At 60.3% G+C, this 17368-nt stretch carries 17 protein-coding genes; 4 read left to right on the top strand and 13 right to left on the bottom strand.

Annotation, left to right across the window (positions count from 1 at the left end; genetic code table 11):
• Positions 1–141 precede the first annotated feature (141 nt).
• The 3 genes from J1G37_RS09285 (at position 142) to J1G37_RS09275 (ending at position 1907) form a co-directional block, all read left to right on the top strand.
• Positions 142–417: a polyhydroxyalkanoic acid system family protein gene (locus J1G37_RS09285; protein WP_124525435.1), complete on the top strand. Its 276-nt coding sequence runs from the start codon at positions 142–144 to the stop codon at positions 415–417.
• Between the two features lie 104 nt (positions 418–521).
• A complete protein-coding gene (locus tag J1G37_RS09280) occupies positions 522–944 on the top strand; it encodes a phasin family protein (protein WP_124525436.1) in 423 nt (140 codons plus the stop codon).
• Between the two features lie 12 nt (positions 945–956).
• Entirely contained in the window at positions 957–1907 is a 951-nt protein-coding gene (locus J1G37_RS09275) for a phasin family protein (protein ID WP_207041292.1), read from the top strand.
• A gap of 84 nt (positions 1908–1991) precedes the next feature.
• Here J1G37_RS09275 and J1G37_RS09270 read toward each other — a convergent pair whose 3' ends face one another.
• The 6 genes from J1G37_RS09270 to J1G37_RS09245 form a co-directional block, all read right to left on the bottom strand.
• Positions 1992–2519 (bottom strand): fimbrial protein, encoded by a 528-nt coding sequence (locus tag J1G37_RS09270; protein ID WP_207041290.1) that lies wholly within the window; start codon positions 2517–2519, stop codon positions 1992–1994.
• Between the two features lie 17 nt (positions 2520–2536).
• Entirely contained in the window at positions 2537–3475 is a 939-nt protein-coding gene (locus J1G37_RS09265) for a fimbrial protein (protein ID WP_207041287.1), read from the bottom strand.
• Between the two features lie 51 nt (positions 3476–3526).
• The gene (locus J1G37_RS09260; protein WP_207041285.1) at positions 3527–6094 is read right to left on the bottom strand and encodes a fimbria/pilus outer membrane usher protein; all 2568 of its coding nucleotides are present in this window, start codon (positions 6092–6094) and stop codon (positions 3527–3529) included.
• Between the two features lie 140 nt (positions 6095–6234).
• The gene (locus J1G37_RS09255) at positions 6235–6993 is read right to left on the bottom strand and encodes a molecular chaperone (RefSeq protein WP_207041284.1); all 759 of its coding nucleotides are present in this window, start codon (positions 6991–6993) and stop codon (positions 6235–6237) included.
• Between the two features lie 8 nt (positions 6994–7001).
• Positions 7002–7778: a fimbria/pilus periplasmic chaperone gene (locus tag J1G37_RS09250; RefSeq protein ID WP_207041283.1), complete on the bottom strand. Its 777-nt coding sequence runs from the start codon at positions 7776–7778 to the stop codon at positions 7002–7004.
• A gap of 68 nt (positions 7779–7846) precedes the next feature.
• Positions 7847–8431 carry a fimbrial protein gene (locus J1G37_RS09245; protein WP_207041282.1) on the bottom strand — a complete coding sequence of 195 codons (585 nt, stop codon included), beginning with the start codon at positions 8429–8431 and terminating at the stop codon, positions 7847–7849.
• Positions 8432–8796: 365 nt separating this feature from the next.
• Here J1G37_RS09245 and J1G37_RS09240 point away from each other — a divergent pair, with 365 nt between their 5' ends.
• Complete coding sequence (locus J1G37_RS09240) at positions 8797–9471, top strand: response regulator transcription factor (RefSeq protein WP_207041281.1); 675 nt, start codon at positions 8797–8799, stop codon at positions 9469–9471.
• A 33-nt stretch (positions 9472–9504) separates the two neighbouring features.
• Here J1G37_RS09240 and J1G37_RS09235 read toward each other — a convergent pair whose 3' ends face one another.
• The 7 genes from J1G37_RS09235 to hslV all read right to left on the bottom strand — a co-directional run bounded on the left by J1G37_RS09235 (position 9505) and on the right by hslV (position 17278).
• A complete protein-coding gene (locus J1G37_RS09235; RefSeq protein WP_124525444.1) occupies positions 9505–10125 on the bottom strand; it encodes a TetR/AcrR family transcriptional regulator in 621 nt (206 codons plus the stop codon).
• A 27-nt stretch (positions 10126–10152) separates the two neighbouring features.
• Complete coding sequence (gene phaC / locus J1G37_RS09230) at positions 10153–11835, bottom strand: class II poly(R)-hydroxyalkanoic acid synthase (RefSeq protein ID WP_207041280.1); 1683 nt, start codon at positions 11833–11835, stop codon at positions 10153–10155.
• Between the two features lie 88 nt (positions 11836–11923).
• Entirely contained in the window at positions 11924–12769 is an 846-nt protein-coding gene (phaZ, locus tag J1G37_RS09225; RefSeq protein ID WP_017738853.1) for a poly(3-hydroxyalkanoate) depolymerase, read from the bottom strand.
• A 166-nt stretch (positions 12770–12935) separates the two neighbouring features.
• Complete coding sequence (gene phaC, locus J1G37_RS09220) at positions 12936–14615, bottom strand: class II poly(R)-hydroxyalkanoic acid synthase (RefSeq protein WP_124525447.1); 1680 nt, start codon at positions 14613–14615, stop codon at positions 12936–12938.
• 249 nt (positions 14616–14864) lie between these two features.
• Complete coding sequence (locus J1G37_RS09215) at positions 14865–15242, bottom strand: DUF971 domain-containing protein (protein WP_078740297.1); 378 nt, start codon at positions 15240–15242, stop codon at positions 14865–14867.
• Between the two features lie 130 nt (positions 15243–15372).
• Positions 15373–16710 (bottom strand): ATP-dependent protease ATPase subunit HslU, encoded by a 1338-nt coding sequence (hslU, locus tag J1G37_RS09210; RefSeq protein ID WP_017738856.1) that lies wholly within the window; start codon positions 16708–16710, stop codon positions 15373–15375.
• A 37-nt stretch (positions 16711–16747) separates the two neighbouring features.
• On the bottom strand, positions 16748–17278 hold the full coding sequence (gene hslV / locus J1G37_RS09205; RefSeq protein ID WP_017738857.1) for an ATP-dependent protease subunit HslV: 531 nt from the start codon (positions 17276–17278) through the stop codon (positions 16748–16750).
• Between the last annotated feature and the right edge of the window lie 90 nt (positions 17279–17368).

Below are 17368 nucleotides of genomic sequence, written 5' to 3'. Positions count from 1 at the left end.
GCTGTCACCAAAAGAGAATGCGGCACATGATAATCCCCAAGGCCTGCTTTGTCTTGGCAAGGCTGAAGGTAAGATGGGTGGTCACCGAGACCTTTTGCCGCATCGAAGGTATCCAAACCGCTATAAAGAGGAGTCATTGCAATGGCCCGTATTACTGTTGAGCGTGCACATTCCCTGGGTAAAGAAGCCGCGCGGGCAAAGGCCGAGAAGTTGGCGCATAAACTCAAGGAGCAATATGGCCTGGAGCCGTCATGGTCTGGCGATACCTTGAACCTCAAGCGTTCGGGGGTTAAAGGTACGGTATTAGTGGCGGACGATTCGCTGCGTATTGATGTGGAACTGGGGCTGTTGATGTCGGCCATGAGTGGCACCATCAAGTCCGAAATCGAGAAGGCGTTGGATAAAGCATTGGCGTGATCCGAGTGTTCTAGGGTGCCGATTCTAATTTTTCCTCCTACTTTGTGCCCAAGCCCTCAACTCCTGCGGGCCGTTCCTCCACCCTATTCTGCGTGAGGTGCACCATGGCCAAAGTTATCTTGAAGAAAAAAGTCGACACCCAGACCACTGCCCTGAGCGACGTTAAAACCTACGCCCGCAAGATCTGGCTGGCAGGTCTTGGTGCCTATGCCAAGGTCGGAAGCGAGGGCAGCGAGTATTTCAAGGAACTCGTTAAGGCAGGTCAACATGTTGAAAGCAAAGGCAAAAAAGTTGCAGTTGAACAACTTGAAGCCGCCAACAGTCAGATTGACCAAGTAAAGAGTAATGTCTCCTCCGTCAAAGGTCTGGTAGAAGTTCAGCTGGATAAAGTTGAAAAAGCTTTTGACACTCGTGTTGCAAGTGCCTTGAATCGAATCGGCATTGCGTCTAAACATGACGTGGAGACACTCTCTGCTAAGCTCGAAGAGCTGACGGCATTGCTCGAACGTGTCGCGCGTAAACACTAAGGAGACATCGGGATGGCTGTTCAAAAGAAACCTCAGAAAGAAGGCAGCTCGTGGGTCGGGAAAGTTGAAGAATATTCCCGCAAGATCTGGCTGGCTGGTTTAGGCGTTTACTCGAAGATCGACAGTGACGGCAGCAAACTCTTCGAGACCTTGGTTAAAGACGGCGAGAAGGCCGAGAAAGTAGCCAATAGCGCAGTGGGCAAAAAAGTCACGGCTGCCAAAGCCACTGCTGGTTCGCGCATCAGTGATGCGAAGAAACAAGTGCTGGGGACTTGGGGTGAGCTTGAAGGGGCTCTGGACAAGCGCCTTAACAGCGCCATTTCGCGCCTGGGCGTGCCGAGCAAGGCTGAAGTCAAGGCACTGCACAGCAAGGTCGATACCCTGACCAAGCAAATCGAGAAACTCACCGGCGCCAAAGTGGCTCCAGTGAAAACCGCCGCCGCCAAGCCTGCCGCTAAAACGGCGGCTGCCAAACCGGCTGCTAAAACCGTCGCCAAACCTCTGGTGAAAGCCGCTGCCAAGCCTGCTGCAAAACCTGCGGCCAAGGCACCCGCAAAAGCCGCTGCTAAACCAGCTGCCAAGCCCGCGGCAAAAACCGCAGCGGCCAAACCGGCCGCCAAGTCAGCCGCTAAACCTGTAGCCGCCAAAGCGGCGGCCAAGCCCACGGCGAAACCCGCCGTCAAAGCGGCGGCCAAACCTGCTGCTAAAACGGCTGCCGCGAAACCGGCTGCCAAGTCGGCAGCAGCAAAACCTGCGGCCAAACCCGCAGTGGCCAAGCCAGCCGCAAAACCTGCGGCGAAGAAGCCAGCGGCCGCTAAAAAGCCCACAGCGCCCAAGCCGGCAGTGGTCGCCAAGCCTGCAGCTGCGCCTACCGCTTCGACAGCCAACTCGGTGTCTGCGCCAACGCCCGCGGCTACCCCGACTGTAACGCCGGCAACCCCGACGCCATCCAGTCAGTCCTGATTTTTGCGGGACATCTGAAAATGCCCGGCCTGCAAAGGCCGGGCATTTTTTTTCGTGTTTGCAAGGTGGCGCCTGAGGGCGCCGTCAGTTGTAGGTGATCGACACGGTCACGGCGCTGGCCAGGCTGCCTTGGGTGATCGCTGCGCCGGTCTTATGGTAAGCCCCTGCCAGTGGCAGCACGGCCTTTTTGCCACTGGTGACCACCGTTCGGCTGCGCTCGGCGGGCGCACCGTTGGCTGGGATGGTTGATAGGCTTGGTGCGCGATGTGTCAGCCAAAGCGCCGTGCCCCCGGAAGTGCCGGTGTTGGAAAACAGCGTCCCGTTGCCTGCCGAAGGGGTACCGGTGAATAGGAAGATCACGTTGCGAATGTCAGATTCGCAGTCAGCAGACACCTCGAAATCAAACTGCCCCGCGTAGGGCGTTGAATCGAGGTCGGAAATTTTGATAGGCGGCAAGGTAATGGTGCGGTTCTCATCACCCGCCGCCAGGTTGCAGGTGCCCGCGTTGACTTGGCCGACGAATTTCAAAGTACCGCTCGTAGCGGCTTGGGCCGCAGGGTGGGTGAAGGTTGCCGCGAGTGTCAGCAGGAGAGGAAGGTGGCGCATGTTCATCAGGTTTTCCCAGTGTTTCAGTTGTAAGTGATAGTGACAGTGGCGGTGCTAGCCAGGGTGCCTTGGCTGACTGGTCCGCTTTTGTGGTAAGCCGCGCCAAGTGGCAACACGGCGCGATTGCCGGTGACGATCACCGTGCGTGTGTCATTGGCACTGATGGTCTGTGGCGTGCCGCTGAGGCGGGAGTACAGCCGGAGCGCCACGCCGCCGGCCGAGCCGGTATTGGCGAAGAGGGTGGGGTTGTCTGGTGCAGGTGTGCCGGTAAAGCGCAACGTCACGTCGCTGGCGTCGCTGCAATTGGCCGTCAATTCAAAGTCGTGTGCGCCTGCGCTGATTGCGCTGTCGAAATCACGCACGCGTACCTCGGGAAGGGTGATCGTGCGGTTGACGTCGCCGGCCTCCAGGTCGCAGGTGGCTGGGGCCCTGATAAAGCTTACCGAGTTGCCGAGTTGCAAGAGGACGCGGTCTGGGACAGTTGCCCATTTCTTTTCCCAGAAGCGCCCGCTAGGGAGGGTCGAATTTGTGACGGGGCCGATTTTGTAGAAGGTGGCTTCCGCTGAGGTGAAGCTGGGGATCCTGCCGTGTACGTATTCGGGGCCTTGATCATAAAGTGCAAAGTTGGAGAGCCTACCGCCGGCCCAGGTCATTGAAATACGTACGCCAATGCCTGGGACTTCTGTGTGGTAGGTGCCCGTACTCGGGTCCTGCAGTTTTTGATATCGCCCGAGGATCCAACTGCGCTCAGCAACGCGGCAATAAGCAAAGTAGGCGGGCGCCGAGCCGCTGAACGCCTGGCGAGTGATCACACTGCCGATCGGCAGGTTGTCCGGCACGCTGATCGTCGCGGGCAGGTTCAGGGTGAATGTATCGTTCTGGTACCGGTCACATCTCGCTTCAGCAGCAAGAGGCAGGCCGAGGGCCAGTAGTGCGCAAGCGAGTGGGATAAAGTCTTTCATCTTCAGTCCGTCAGCAAGAAACAGGGTATGAGCGCGCGAGTCACGCAGCGATCAACCGCTCGAATGGGTTTGGCAAGTGCCGGCGTCCAGAGGGCGCAAGCGATTGGCTTTGCCTATGGAGGGCTCGGCACCCAGCCTGTAGCGCAGCACGCAAGAGGCGTCGGCATGGGCGCCCCACTTGACGGTCAACGGCCCCTCCTCACGCGCCACCCGTACGAAGGCCCTGCCGCCCTGGCCGACCACGCCAACACTGGCCCCGGTGGCGTCGAATACATCCGAGCCGAACGGCAGCAGGCTGCCATCCTCGCGTCGTGCGCTGATCAAGATCGCTTGGCCGCTGACCGTCTCGAAATGCAGCTTCACCACCGAGCCGGCACGCGGTGCGATGTTTTGTGCGGCGGTCTTGAGCTCCACATCGACGGACAGATCCTTGGGGTCCAGTTCGACTACGTTCTGGCGATAGGGCGTGAGGTGCGGCACCACGGCAAAACCGCGCTTGCCGACTTGGGCGCCGTGGTTACCATTGATCCGCGCCCCCTGTGCGTCCGGGGCCTGGACGATGCCGATGGTGTCGCCCAATTCCGGCGCGAAGGTCACGCCGTCGCTGTGGGCGACAATGCCGCCGGTGATACCGAGGGACATCGAACGGTAGCTGTCGCTTTGCCCGTAGCCAGCGGACAACACGCCCTGGCTCGCCTGATATTTCGCGTCGGCGCTTATCGCATGGCTGCTGCCCTGCGTGCGGCTGCCGCCCACCCCGTAGGTAAATTCGCTGCGTTCACCCAGGCTGCCTCCGAGGTTCAACCGCTCGCCGCTGCTTTGATCGCCGCGGTAGGCCGTGGTGGTCAAGGTCGGCGAGCGTGCGTCAGTGCCCAATGGCAGGCTCAGGGTCAGTTCCACTTGCTTGTCCACCCGATCACTGAGCAAATCCTTGGTACGCTGGGCACTGAGGGTGTAGTGCAGGCCTTTCCAGCTGCCGCTGTAACCCGTGGTGAAGGTCAGGTTGCCGCTGGTACGGTTCCAGTAGTTTTGCGAGGAACCGGTCAGGTAGACCGTCCCATTGCCCACGCTTTGGTTGAGGCTGATGTCCATCCGGTCGCGCAGGCGCGATACGTGGTTCAAGTTGCGCCCATCCATGGCGAGGTCGCGAACCCGCGCCGCGTCGGCAATGCCCAGGTAGCCTTCGGTGGAGTAACGGTAGGCGCCGAGCGCAAAGTGCGTGCCGGTGTCGGTGAAGTTTTTGCTGTAGCGCAGTTGCACGCTTTGCCCTTGGCGGGATCCGTTGCCGGGCAGATATGCGCTTGAGCGGGTCAGGTCAAGCGACAGCGCCCCGTACGGCGTATTGAACGCGGTACCGACTAACTGCGCCTGATAGTCGTCACCCACCACCGCACCGGTGTAGCCGGTCAACAGGTTGTTGAGACCGCGCTGATAGGTCGCTTGCATCAGCCTGGGTGGATGGCGCAGGCCGATTTCATCGAGCACGCCAGCACTCAACGAGTAGCGGCTGGACCCGGCGCGCAGCAGGTTGGCGTTGGCGGCGAACGGCACGATGAATTCGCGCTGGCGGCCGTCGGCTTCAGTCACCGTGACGGTCAAGTCGCCGCCATAGCCAGTCGGAAACAGGTCGTTGAGTACAAACGGGCCGGGCGCCACCGCCACTTCATCCAGCAACACGCCACGTTGGCGTACGGTAACCCGCGCGTTGGTCTCGGCGATGCCACGCACGATGGGCGCGAACCCGCGCTGGGAGTCGGGCAGCATGCGGTCGTCGCTGAACAGGCTGGCGCCGTGCAAGCGCACACTGTCGAACAGCTCGCCCGGGGTGTAGATCTCGCCGACCATCAGTTGGGATTGCAGCGGGCTCACTTCGCGCTGCACATAGGTGTTGCTGCTTTGATAGCCTGAGGCCGCGTCTGTCTGGCTGAAACTGCCGTTATGGCGCCAGTGCCAGTCGCCCAGATTGAGCCCGCTGTTCAGGCCCAGGTAGTGCGAGGTGAGCGAGCGCCCCTGGGTGCGGGTGGCAAAGGTGCTGGCGTTGTAGCGCACAAAGGCGGCATCGACCCCTCCGTCCCAGTGCTTCGGGTCGACAAAGCCGCGGGCCTTGCGCGCCAGGTAGATCTGCGGAACCTGCAGTGTCAGGCGATTCTCGCCCGGGTCGAATTGGCCGGTGCTGCCGGGCAGGTAGCTGGCAATGTCCGCGCAACGCTCATAGTCGGGGATCGGTCCGGTTGTGGATTCGCTGGGTTGATTCTGCGGCGCGTCCAGGTCGATGCCAAACCTGAGCAGGGCGTCCCGCTCCAGGCACATCTGGGCAGATGGCCGGCCTTTGGTTGCGACGAAGGTCAAGGTTTCGCGGCCTATCCACTGGCCGTTCAGGTAAATGTCAGTGCGGTAATTGCCCGGCAGTACGATATTGCCTTGACTGAATTTCGTGATATCGACCTGTTGGCCGCCCGCGCCATCCGGAAAGAAGGCTGGGTTGAATCCGACATGTTCTACCGCATGGCTGCTCATGGCATAGGCGCCGCTCAGCAATAGCAGGCAACGCGCCGGCAGTGCCAGACAATCGCGCACAAAGGGCACGCTTCTGACGCTGGCGTGGGTGTTCAAACTCATGTTTACCATTTCCAAAAATAGAGACTGTGCGAATCCGGGCCAAGGGGAGCCCTGCCCTGAAAAGTGGGCATCAACACGAACCTGTGCAGTGAAGTGAGTCGCGGGGCCGGGAAGTTACGGCGCTAGGCAAGCCTCATCGTTCATGTCGAGAACTTGGCGCTGTGCGCGCTGCGCACGCCGTAGTCGTCGAGCGTCTGGAACTCAACAGTGGCGGCGGCGCCTGGTGGGGTGTTGAGGCTGGGCAGTTCAAAGCGCTGGCGTCCTCCCGGGGGCACCATGTTTTCGGCGCCTGATAGCGCGGCCTTGCGCGCATGACGCTGTGCGGATTCCAGCACCTCGATCTGTTCGAATGTGACGTGGTAAGGCGTGGGGTTGAAGACCTCCAGGACTTGGCCCTGCGCAGTTGATCCACGACGCCATTGCAGTTTTCCCGGTGCCGCATCGATGCCATAAGGCAGGTTCGGCGGTCGCAAAAACAGCTTGATCCGGGAGCGGAAGGCCAGTTGCAGTTGATTGGCCTCCTGGGAATGCGCAGGCACCTCCAGCAGGTTGAACCAGAACAGGCTTTCCTGATCTGACGCCTGGGCCTCGCCCGTATACGCCAGGCGCACCACCTGTTGCTTGCCCGGCTCCATGCGGAAGATCGGTGGCGTGGCGATAAACGGCACGCTGGCCAGGTCCGGTGTGGCGTGCTCGTCACCGCTGTCCAGCCAGACTTGGATCAGAACGGGGGCGCGGTTCTTGCTCTCCAGCCTGACCGTTACTTCCTTGTCGTTTTGCGGGTAGATGATTCGCGTATTGTTGATGACCACGCTGGCGTGCGCGGCGGCTGCGCCGAGCAGTGCGAAAATCAATGCCATGAGCCTGGCCGAAAGCGGTGAAACGAAAGTGGCGTTCATGCAATGGGTCATCTGGGGGCTGAAGAGGTCAGCGTTGTCGAGTGCCGAACACGGGCACCGAAGTCGCTGACGGTGGTGAATTCGACTGTGGGCGTGCCGCCGGGGTGGTTGCGCAGCAACGGCAGTGCATACCGTTTTACCCCGCCGGCGGGCATCAGCAGGCCGTCGTTGGCGTCTTTATTGGGCGCTTTGCTGAACCGTTTGCCTTCGCTCAGCAGGTCAACCGAGGTCAGGGAGATATGGTAGGGCGTAGGGTTGGTCGCTTGCAGGGCGTAGCCCTGGTCGTGGGCAACCAGTTGCCATTGCAGTTTTGACGCAGCGCTGCCCACCGGGTAGGGCAATGCCTGGGGGCGCAGAAACACACGCAAACGGGTGCGGAAGGCCAATTCGATCTGATTGTTCTGTTCGGCCCCGGCGGTCAGCGGCGGCACTTCCAACACGTTGAGCCAGTACAGGCTTTCGCGATCTGCGGGTGCGCCTTCCCCCGAATGGCGCAGGCGCAACGCCTGTTGCTGATGCGGCTCAATGCGGAAGATCGGCGGCGACAGGCTGAAGGGGGTGCGCGCCGTTGCCGGCGTCGAACGAATGTCGCCGGTATCCAGCCAGGTTTGCACCAGCGCCGGGCGGTTACCTTTGTTCTCCAGGCGTACGACAACCTCCTGCTGGTCGGCAGGATAGATCACACGGGTGCCGTAGATAATGACCCCCGCCTGGGCGGGAAATGCCTGCAGCAGTAACCCTCCAATGCCACAGGTGGCAAGCGCGAGGCAGGCCAGCTTTTTCATGCGCAAAGCTCTCTTCGAATCCGGCGGATGGGCCTGCCGGACAGCAGCAGGCCCGCGTGCCCTCTGGGTTATTCGGCGTACACGACCATGAAGCCGACGCGGGTTTTGACCGTGCCTTCAGTCGCGGCGCCGCTGGCGTACAGTTGCGCGGCCAGTGGGATGACCGCTTGGTTGTCGGCGATCACCACGCCTTCGGATTTTTCGGTGTAAACGTTAATCGGCGAGCCGTCACGGTTCGTCACTTCAACCTGTACGTTCTTGGCGTTAGTGGTGTCGGATGGATCTTCGTGGCCGTCGATGTTCAAGCGTCCGGTCGCCACATCGATGGCCGGGCTGGTGGGGTCGAATGCAACCATGGCGGTACGGCCGTTGGTGCAACTGCCTTCGCCGGGTGCGCCAATGCGGATGGTAAAGCCGGTCAGGTTGGCGCGATCACCCGGTTTCGCCAGGCGTGCGGCAGACACACCGCCCAGGTTCACGTCCTTGACCACAGCACCTGTGCCGGGCGCTGCGCCTTCGATGGTGCAGGTCGTATCGTTCACCAGCCCGGTGAAATTGATCGTCCCATCATTTGCAGCATGGGCCGCTTGCGAGACGGCAGCGGCCACGGCAAGTGTCGCAACAACAAGGGTGGAGAGAGCATTGAATTTCATAGTTTTTCCAATCTTGAGTTAACTGAGTAACCCACCACAGATTGAAGCGTTACATCGGTATTGTTCTGGATATTTACAGCGTGGCGGGGCCTTCTAATGTGTCTTGGAAAGTTATTGCTGCCTATAGAAGTGCCACGAGATTGTTCTCGTGATTGTTCGAAATTCAGCGGTTTATACGTCAAGAACTTATAGCGGAAAGAGTCGGTAAGAAGTGGGTGTAAGTCTTGTCCGTAGGACTTAGTTGTAAGGGTGATTCTTGTTGTTTTGCAGGTTGATTACCGTTTGGGGCTGCGCTATACCGTGTTCGTGTAAAGAAGAATCTGTACCAAACTGTACCAATTTTCGCGAATTTCCTGGTGGCTGATATGCACACCATCATGTTGTTGGATGATCATGAGATGGTTCGGCAGGGGATCGAGTTGGGCCTGGGCAACGAGCCCGATCTGGATGTGGTCGGCTCCTTCGGGACATCCAGGGAATTGCTTGAAGCCCTTGCCCTGAGGGTTGCAGATGTGGTGGTGATGGACTTTGTGCTGGGGCCTTCAGACACCGATGGGCTGAGCTTGATCCAGACCTTGAGTCGGCGGTTCACGCGCTGCAAGTTGCTGGTTGTATCGTCGCACTACACGCTCGCGACGGTAGCGCTGGCATTGAAGGCTGGCAGCCTGGGTGTGCTGGGTAAGACCCAGAAACTCACTGAATTGATTGTGGCTATTCGAACAGTCGCGCAAGGTCGGATTTACTTGGAGCGTTGCATGTTATTGGCACTTCAGGAGTCGTCATCGGTTTTTGATGGGGGGGATGTTAATTCGCCCGTGGAGCGTGCGACTTCTGTGCGATTGAATAGCCGTCTCACCCCAAAAGAGCAGGAAGTATTGCGTTGTTTTCTCGAGGGCATGTCGGTGAGTTCAATTGCGGTAAAGTTCTCGCGCAGTGTGAGTACCATCAGCACGCAAAAACAATCAGCCTATCGAAAACTTGGGATCAAGACAGACGGCGAACTGTTCATGTTTACTAAACAGTTTGGCCGGCCGGGGTGATGGTCTGTGTGAAAGCACTATTGGGGCAGACGATTAAATCGGGTTGTCCAGGTAACGCAGTGCCAACTGCTCGGTCGCTTGTCGTGCCGGTGATAACAGGTGCGGCGCCACCAGCATCATGATCTGGTAGACCACCACCTGCACCTCACCCTCACGGTCGAGAATCCGTTGGTAGTCCAGGGAAAACAACAGGGTCATGGTGATCTGCTCCACCAGTTGCCCCAGCGCCTGGGTGCCGCTGACCAACTGCCCGGCCGCCTTCAACCGTGCGAGCAATGAGGCCAGGGTGCGCTTGAGTGCCGTGAGCAGGTTGCGAATGCCTTTGGCCAGCTTTGGCAGGCGCCCCGCCAGGTTCGACAGGTCCTGGAACAGGAAACGGTAATGGGCCATGCGTTCGACGATCAGGTGCAGGAACAGCCAGTAATCCTGGGGTTCCAGTTGCGCGTCCGCTGGCGGGTCGAGCAGGGGGGCCAGCTCGTTTTGAAAACGCTCGAACAGCCCGAGCACCAGCGGCTCCTTGCCATGGAAGTGGTAGTAGAGGTTGCCGGGGCTGATCCCCATTTCATTGGCCACCTCCATGGTGGATACGTTCGGCTCGCCCTTCTGGTTGAACAACTGCAGGGCACATTCAAGGATCCGGTCGCGCGTCTTCATCCAGTCTTCTTAGTCTGATCGTTGAGCTCAGCGCACCCGCACGTAAGTGCCCGGCGCCGCTTCCATCGGTGGGTAATTCTGGTTGCCCAGGGCGGTGAGGGTTTCGCGTTGCACGCCCGAGCGTTGCTGGATCCACTCCAGCCACTGCGGCCACCAACTGCCTTCGACGTGGTTGGCGTCGTAATACCAGGCGCGCGGGTCGCTGCTCAGCTTGGGGTTCTCGACGTAGTTGGCCTTGGGGTTGCCCGGTGGGTTGAGAATGCTCTGGATATGCCCGCTGTTGGACAGCACGAAGCGCTTGTCGCCGCCCAACAATTGGGTGGAGCGATACACCGCGTCCCACGGCGTGATGTGGTCGTTGATCCCGGCCACGCTGAAGCTGTCCACCGTGACCTTCTGCAAGTCGATGGGCGTACCGCACACCTCCAGGCCGCCGGGATGGCTCAGCGGGTTGTGCTTGAAGAAGTCCAGCAGGTCGCCGTGCAGCGCGGCGGGCAGGCGCGTGTTGTCGTTGTTCCAGTACAGGATGTCGAAGGCCGGCGGTTCCTTGCCCAGCAGGTAGTTGTTGATCCAGTAGTTCCAGATCAGGTCGTTGGGGCGCATCCAGGCGAACACCTTGGCCATGTCGCGGCCGTCGAGCACGCCTTGCTGGTAGGAGCGGCGCTTGGCGGCCTCCAGGGTTTGCTCGTCGACGAACAGAGTAGCGGGGCTGTCGATCTGGCTGTCCAGCAGGCTTACCAGGTAGCTGGCGCTGGAGATGCGCCGCAGCTGGCGCTTGGCTTGCAGGTGGCCTTGCAGTGCGGCGATAGTCAGGCCACCGGCGCAGGCGCCCATCAGGTTGACCTCGCGCGCGCCGGTGATCGCCCGGCACACGTTGAGTGCTTCTTCCAGCGCCGCGACGTAGGTGGACAGGCCCCATTCGCGATGGCGCACATCCGGGTTGCGCCAGCTGACCATAAACGTCTGCAGGCCATTTTTCAGCGCGTACTGCACAAAGCTGTTGGCCGGGCTCAGGTCGAAGATGTAGTACTTGTTGATCTGCGGCGGCACGATCAGCAGCGGCTTGGCGTACTGTTTTTCGCTCATGGGCTTGTACTGGATCAGCTCCAGCAGTTCGTTGCGAAACACCACCGAACCGGGGGTCGTCGCCACCGTCTTGCCGACTTCAAAGGCATGCTTGCTCACCTGGCGTGGCAGGCCGTTGTTGTGCAGCAGGTCTTCGACCAGATGGGTCACGCCGCGCACCACGCTGTTGCCGCCGGAGTTGAGCAGCTCCTTGATGGCCAGCGGGTTGAGCAGGGTGTTGGAAGGGGAAACGGCATCGTTGAGCAGGGAAAAGGCGAAGTGCGCACGGGCGCGGTCGTCGGCGCTCAGGGTGCTGTCGTCGATCCAGTGGCGCGTCTGTTTTTGCCAACTCAGGTAGGCCTGCAAGCTGCGCCGGTACAGCGGGTTGAGCTTCCAGGTGGGGTCGGTGAAGCGGCTGTCGTTGGGGTTGGGCTCGTGCACGGTTTCGCCCAGCAACACGCGGCCCAGCTGACCACTCAACGCCCAGGCGTGGCGGGCCGTGTGCAGCGGGTTGCGCAAACCGTGGGCGGCCACGCTGCGCAGGGTCGAGAGCAAGTCCCGGCCGCGCAGGCCGGTGATCGCATTTTGCGCATTGATAAACGCGGCCGGGGTGGGCGCCGGGTTCGTCACGGGTCTTTCTCGCATGAGCCAACACTCCTTCGTCAAGCCATCAACAGGCACGCCAATTCAGAACCATAGTCGGTTCCTGGCAAGTTGCGCGGCGGTGTGGTCCTTACACGGCCGGTCGCGGATGAATCACCGCACGCATGCGCTCCTCTTCGAGAAATTTCATGATGATCGGCGCCACGGCTTCGGCCCGGGTGATCAGGAACAGGTGGCCGTCATCGATGATGTGCAGCTGTGCGTTGGGAATGCGCCAGGCGAGCATGCGCATGTTGATCAGCGGGATCAGCGGGTCGTCGTCCCCCGCCAACACCAGGGTCGGCTGGCGGATCTTGTGCAGCCAGTGAATGCTGGTCCAGCCCAGCCCGGCGAACAGTTGCCAGTAGTAACCGAGCTTGCCGGCCGAGCGCACTTTGCTCGCGTGTTCGGCGGCGAGTTTCGAATCGCGACGGAACGAGCCGCCATAGATCATCGGTGCAATGCGCACCACATGGGACGGTTGGATATAACGGCGCGGGCTGGCCATCAGCCATAGCACCTTCGGCTTGCCCGGCACCATCACCGCGCCTGCTGCCGTGGCTGCGAGGATCAGCTTTTTGCAGCGTTCCGGGTAGTCGTAGGCAAATTGCTGCGCCAGCGCGCCGCCCCACGACACGCCCACCACACTCACCTGGCCGTAGTCGAGGTAATCGAGCATGCGCGCCGTGAGCTTGGCCAGGCCGGGAAACCGGTAGGGTCGCTTGGGCGTCGAGGAACCGCCCACGCCCGGCACATCGAAGGCGATCACTTCCAGGTCCGGGTCCAGCGCCTGGACGAACGGAAACACCAACTCAAGGTTGGCGCCGATGCCATTGAAGATCAGCAGCGGCGTCAAGTGAGGCTTGCCCGGGCGCACCGCCGTGCGGATGGTCTGGCCATCCAGGTCGATGGTGCGGAAGATGAACGGTTGCGGCATGCTCAAGCCCTGTCAGGTGGTGCATAAGTCTCATGGGCGGTGCGGTCCATGTGGGAGCTGGCTTGCCTGCGATGGCATTCTGTCAGTCACCTATTGGCTGGCTGATCCACCGCTATCGCAGGCAAGCCAGCTCCCACACTGACCTCATTTCAATTTCAAGCTTTGCTTATCGTTCATGTACATAAGTCCCCGGCGCCGCTTCCGCTGCGGCGTAGGTTTTGTTGCCCAAACTTGTCGGCGCTTTCTTCAACTTCCCCGCCCGCTCCGCCTGCCACGCCTGCCAATGCAACCACCAGGAATCGGTGTGCTTGGTGGCATTTTCCTGCCAGTCCAGCGGCTTCGCCGTCAGGCTGTCGCTGGTCTGGTAGCGCGCCTTGGGGTTGCCCGGTGGGTTGAGGATGCTCTGGATATGCCCGCTGCTGGACAGCACGAACTCGACCTTGCCACCAAACAGCTGCGCCGACTTGTAGCAAGACTGCCACGGTGTGATGTGGTCGTTGGTGCCGGCCAGTGAGTAGATATCCGCGGTGACCTGCTTGAGGTCGATGGGCGTGCCGCACACTTCCAGGGCGTTGGCGCGGACCAGTGGGTTGTTTTTGAACAGTTCGATCAGGTCGCCATGGAAGGCCGCTGGCAAGCGTGTGGTGTCGTTGTTCCAGAACAGGATGTCGAACACCGGCGGCTCGTTGCCCAGCAGGTAGTTGTTGACCCAGTAGTTCCAGATCAGGTCGTTGGGGCGCATCCAGGCGAACACTTTGGCCATGTCGCGGCCTTCGAGCACGCCGGCCTGGTAGGAGTGGCGCTTGGCCGCTTCCAGGGTCTGCTCATCGACGAACAGCGCAACCTGGGTGTCCAGGGTGGTGTCCAGCACGCTGACCAGCAGGGTCAGGGCGTTGACCTTCTTCTCGCCCAGCGCCGCGTAATGGCCGAGCAGGGCGGTGCAGGTGATGCCACCGGAGCAGGCACCGAGCATGTTGATGTCTTTGCTGCCGGTGATCGCGGTGACCACATCCACCGCTTCCTTGAGCGCCTCGATATAGGTCGACAGCCCCCACTCGCGCTGCGCCTTGGTCGGGTTGCGCCAGCTGACGATAAAGGTCTGCTGGCCGTTGCGCAGGCAGAAACGCGCCAGGCTCTTATCCGGGCTCAGGTCGAATACATAGAATTTGTTGATCTGCGGCGGCACCACCAACAGCGGGCGCTCGTGCACCTGTTCGGTGATCGGCTTGTACTGGATCAGCTCCAGCACGTCATTGCGAAACACCACGGCGCCTTCGCTGGTGCCCAGGGTCTTGCCCACTTCAAAGGCGCCCATGTTGACCTGGCTCGGCATGCCGCCGTTGTGCACCATGTCCTTGGCCAGGTGGGACAAACCGTCCAGCAGGCTTTTGCCGCCGGTTTCAAAGAAGCGTTTGACCGCCGCCGGGTTCGCCGCACTGTTGGTGGGCGCCATGGCTTCAGTCATCAGGTTGATCACGAAGTGGCCGCGGCTGATGTCCTGTTCCGACAGGTTGCTGTCGCCGATCCAGTCGTGCAGTTCCTTGCGCCACGCCAGGTAGGTTTGCAGGTAGCGCTTGTAGAGCGGGTTCTGGCTCCAGGCGGGGTCGTGGAAGCGACGGTCATCGCTTTCGGGCACCAGCTCGGATTTGCCGAACATCACGTTCTTCAATTCGACGCCAAAGTGGGCGACGTGCTTGACGCTGTGCAACGGTTGCTTGATGGCTTGGGTCAGCACCATCTTCGCCGAGGCGAGTAAATCCTTTTTCCGTAACGCGATGATCGGGTTGAGCCCCAGGGTGTTTTCCGAGGCCTGGCGTTTCAAGTCATCGTTGTTCTTGTTACTCATCTACGACGCTCCATTGTCCGAAAGACGAGTACCCGTTACCGCTGTGCACCCAATATCGATACACAACACAAGCCAGGTACTGCGACTCGGGTGACCGTTGATACCGCATCGTCAAATGCAGGGAACTTGCCAGTTCCATTGGTTACCCGAGTTTAATTTTTTTCGCAAGCGGGCCAATCATTGACCACGTGACAGGGCATTCAAGCAGATGAAATTAGAAAATGCCCTCTAAAGAGCAAGACCCTTGGGCTAGAGCATCAGCCGCACGACCGACTGGCTCGGGTCGCGGGTTTTTCCGGCGGCTTTGAGTTCAGCCAAATAATCGGCCCACAGCGCGTCCTGGCGTACGGCCAGTTGGTAGAGGTAGTCCCAGGTGAACAGTCCGCTGTCATGGCCATCGTCGAAGGTCAATTTCAGTGCGTACTGGCCGGCGGGTTCGATCTTGGTCAGGCGCACGTTGAGCTTGCCGAATTGCAGGATCGGTTTGCCGTGGCCCTGGACCTCGGCGGAAGGCGAGTGGGTGCGCAGCAGCTCGGCGGGGAGTTGGTACACCTCATCGGGGCCGTAGGTGAGGCCGAGGGTGTTGGAGGTTTTGTGCAGGTTTACGGCAGTAGGAAATTTGGACATTGGAGATAACCCTGAAGAAACCGGATCAAAAATGTGGGAGCTGGCTTGCCTGCGATAGCGGTGTTGAATTCACCATAGCTATCGCAGGCAAGCCAGCTCCCACATTAAAGCAAGCGGCTCTGCGTGTGGCTTACAGAATGTAGCGAGACAGATCTTCGTTCTGCGCCAATTCGCCCAAGTGGCTGTTGACGTAATCCGCGTCGATCTTGATCACTTCGCCATTCTGCGCCCCAGCCAGGTCACCAGCACTGAAGGACACTTCCTCCAGCAAACGCTCCAGCAAGGTGTGCAAACGACGTGCACCGATGTTCTCGGTCTTCTCGTTGACCTGCCAGGCGATCTCCGCCAAACGCTTGATGCCGTCCGGTTGGAACTCGATGCCCAAACCTTCGGTTTTCAGCAGCTCGCGGTATTGCTCGGTGAGCGAGGCATGCGGTTCGCTGAGAATGCGCTCGAAGTCGCCCGGGGTCAGCGCCTTGAGCTCCACACGAATCGGCAGGCGGCCTTGCAGCTCCGGCACCAGGTCGCTTGGCTTGCTCAGGTGGAACGCACCCGAGGCGATAAACAGGATGTGGTCGGTCTTGACCATGCCCAGTTTGGTGTTCACGGTGCAGCCTTCGATCAGCGGCAGCAGGTCGCGCTGTACGCCTTCGCGGGACACATCGACGCCCCCGGAGTTGCCGCGCTTGGCCACCTTGTCGATCTCATCGATAAACACGATACCGTGCTGCTCGACGGCTTCCAGGGCCTTGGCCTTGAGCTCTTCCTCATTCACCAGGCGCCCGGCTTCTTCGTCGCGCACCAGTTTCAGCGCTTCCTTCACCTTGAGCTTGCGGCTTTTCTTCTTGCCCTTGCCCATGTTGGCGAACAGGTTCTGCAACTGGCTGGTCATTTCTTCCATGCCAGGCGGCGCAGAGATATCGACGCCGGAGACTTCGGCGACTTCAATCTCGATTTCCTTGTCGTCCAACTGGCCTTCACGCAGGCGCTTGCGGAACAGCTGACGGGTGTTGGAATCCGAGCTCGGCGCCGGGTCTTCGTTGAAACCCATGCGCGCTGGCGGCAGCAGGGCGTCGAGGATGCGTTCTTCAGCGGCGTCTTCGGCGCGGTGGCTGACCTTGGTCATTTCCTGTTCGCGCAGCAGTTTCAGCGCGGCGTCGGCGAGGTCACGAATGATCGACTCGACGTCACGGCCCACATAGCCCACTTCGGTGAACTTGGTGGCTTCGACTTTGATGAACGGCGCGTTGGCCAGCTTGGCCAGGCGACGGGCGATTTCGGTTTTACCGACGCCGGTAGGACCGATCATCAGGATGTTCTTTGGCGTCACTTCAACGCGCAGTTCTTCGGGCAGTTGCATCCGGCGCCAGCGGTTACGCAGCGCGATGGCAACGGCGCGCTTGGCATCGTCCTGGCCGATGATATGGCGGTTGAGTTCGTGGACGATTTCGCGGGGAGTCATGGACATAGTGTTTGGCGGCCTCAAGCGGGAATAAGCCTACGGCTTATTCGGCGAGGTCCTGCTCCTCAATGGTCAGGTTGTGGTTGGTGAACACGCAGATATCGCCGGCGATGCCCAAGGCGGTCTCGACGATTTCACGGGCCGACAGGTCGGTTTTCTTCAACAGTGCGCTGGCCGCAGCCTGGGCGTAGCCGCCACCGGAGCCCATGGCGATCAAGCCGTTTTCTGGCTCGACCACGTCACCGTTGCCGGTGATGATCAGCGAGGCGTCTTTGTTGGCCACGGCCAGCATGGCCTCCAGGCGGCTGAGGGAACGGTCGGTGCGCCATTCTTTGGCGAGTTCGACCGCCGCGCGCACAAGGTGGCCCTGATGTTTTTCCAGTTGGCCTTCGAAACGTTCGAACAGGGTGAAGGCGTCGGCGGTGGCCCCGGCAAAACCGGCGAGCACCTGGCCGTGGTACAGGCGGCGCACTTTCTTGGCGTTGCCTTTCATCACGGTGTTGCCGAGGGAAACCTGGCCGTCGCCGCCCATGACGACTTTGCCGTGGCGACGTACTGAAACGATGGTGGTCAAGGGGAGAGTCTCCACGCAGCGGGGCGAAAATGCCCTGGTGAAAACAGATATGGGGATGGTGGGGGGGATTTCAACCGTGGGGGCGGTGTG

The sequence above is a fragment of the Pseudomonas sp. Marseille-Q1929 genome (genome assembly GCF_017316265.1).
Taxonomy (GTDB): Bacteria; Pseudomonadota; Gammaproteobacteria; order Pseudomonadales; family Pseudomonadaceae; genus Aquipseudomonas.
This window is presented reverse-complemented; position numbering and strand designations above follow the sequence as displayed.

Bases quoted from the DNA above. Each gene is read 5' to 3' on its own strand.
- J1G37_RS09240 (WP_207041281.1), top strand. From the start codon at position 8,797: ATGCACACCATCATGTTGTTGGATGATCATGAGATGGTTCGGCAGGGG.
- J1G37_RS09215 (WP_078740297.1), bottom strand. From the start codon at position 15,242: ATGTCCAAATTTCCTACTGCCGTAAACCTGCACAAAACCTCCAACACC.
- J1G37_RS09250 (WP_207041283.1), bottom strand. From the start codon at position 7,778: ATGAAAAAGCTGGCCTGCCTCGCGCTTGCCACCTGTGGCATTGGAGGG.
- J1G37_RS09275 (WP_207041292.1), top strand. From the start codon at position 957: ATGGCTGTTCAAAAGAAACCTCAGAAAGAAGGCAGCTCGTGGGTCGGG.
- J1G37_RS09270 (WP_207041290.1), bottom strand. From the start codon at position 2,519: ATGAACATGCGCCACCTTCCTCTCCTGCTGACACTCGCGGCAACCTTC.
- J1G37_RS09280 (WP_124525436.1), top strand. From the start codon at position 522: ATGGCCAAAGTTATCTTGAAGAAAAAAGTCGACACCCAGACCACTGCC.
- phaZ (WP_017738853.1), bottom strand. From the start codon at position 12,769: ATGCCGCAACCGTTCATCTTCCGCACCATCGACCTGGATGGCCAGACC.
- J1G37_RS09255 (WP_207041284.1), bottom strand. From the start codon at position 6,993: ATGAACGCCACTTTCGTTTCACCGCTTTCGGCCAGGCTCATGGCATTG.
- J1G37_RS09245 (WP_207041282.1), bottom strand. From the start codon at position 8,431: ATGAAATTCAATGCTCTCTCCACCCTTGTTGTTGCGACACTTGCCGTG.
- J1G37_RS09285 (WP_124525435.1), top strand. From the start codon at position 142: ATGGCCCGTATTACTGTTGAGCGTGCACATTCCCTGGGTAAAGAAGCC.
- hslU (WP_017738856.1), bottom strand. From the start codon at position 16,710: ATGTCCATGACTCCCCGCGAAATCGTCCACGAACTCAACCGCCATATC.
- phaC (WP_207041280.1), bottom strand. From the start codon at position 11,835: ATGCGAGAAAGACCCGTGACGAACCCGGCGCCCACCCCGGCCGCGTTT.
- J1G37_RS09235 (WP_124525444.1), bottom strand. From the start codon at position 10,125: ATGAAGACGCGCGACCGGATCCTTGAATGTGCCCTGCAGTTGTTCAAC.
- J1G37_RS09265 (WP_207041287.1), bottom strand. From the start codon at position 3,475: ATGAAAGACTTTATCCCACTCGCTTGCGCACTACTGGCCCTCGGCCTG.
- phaC (WP_124525447.1), bottom strand. From the start codon at position 14,615: ATGAGTAACAAGAACAACGATGACTTGAAACGCCAGGCCTCGGAAAAC.
- J1G37_RS09260 (WP_207041285.1), bottom strand. From the start codon at position 6,094: ATGAGTTTGAACACCCACGCCAGCGTCAGAAGCGTGCCCTTTGTGCGC.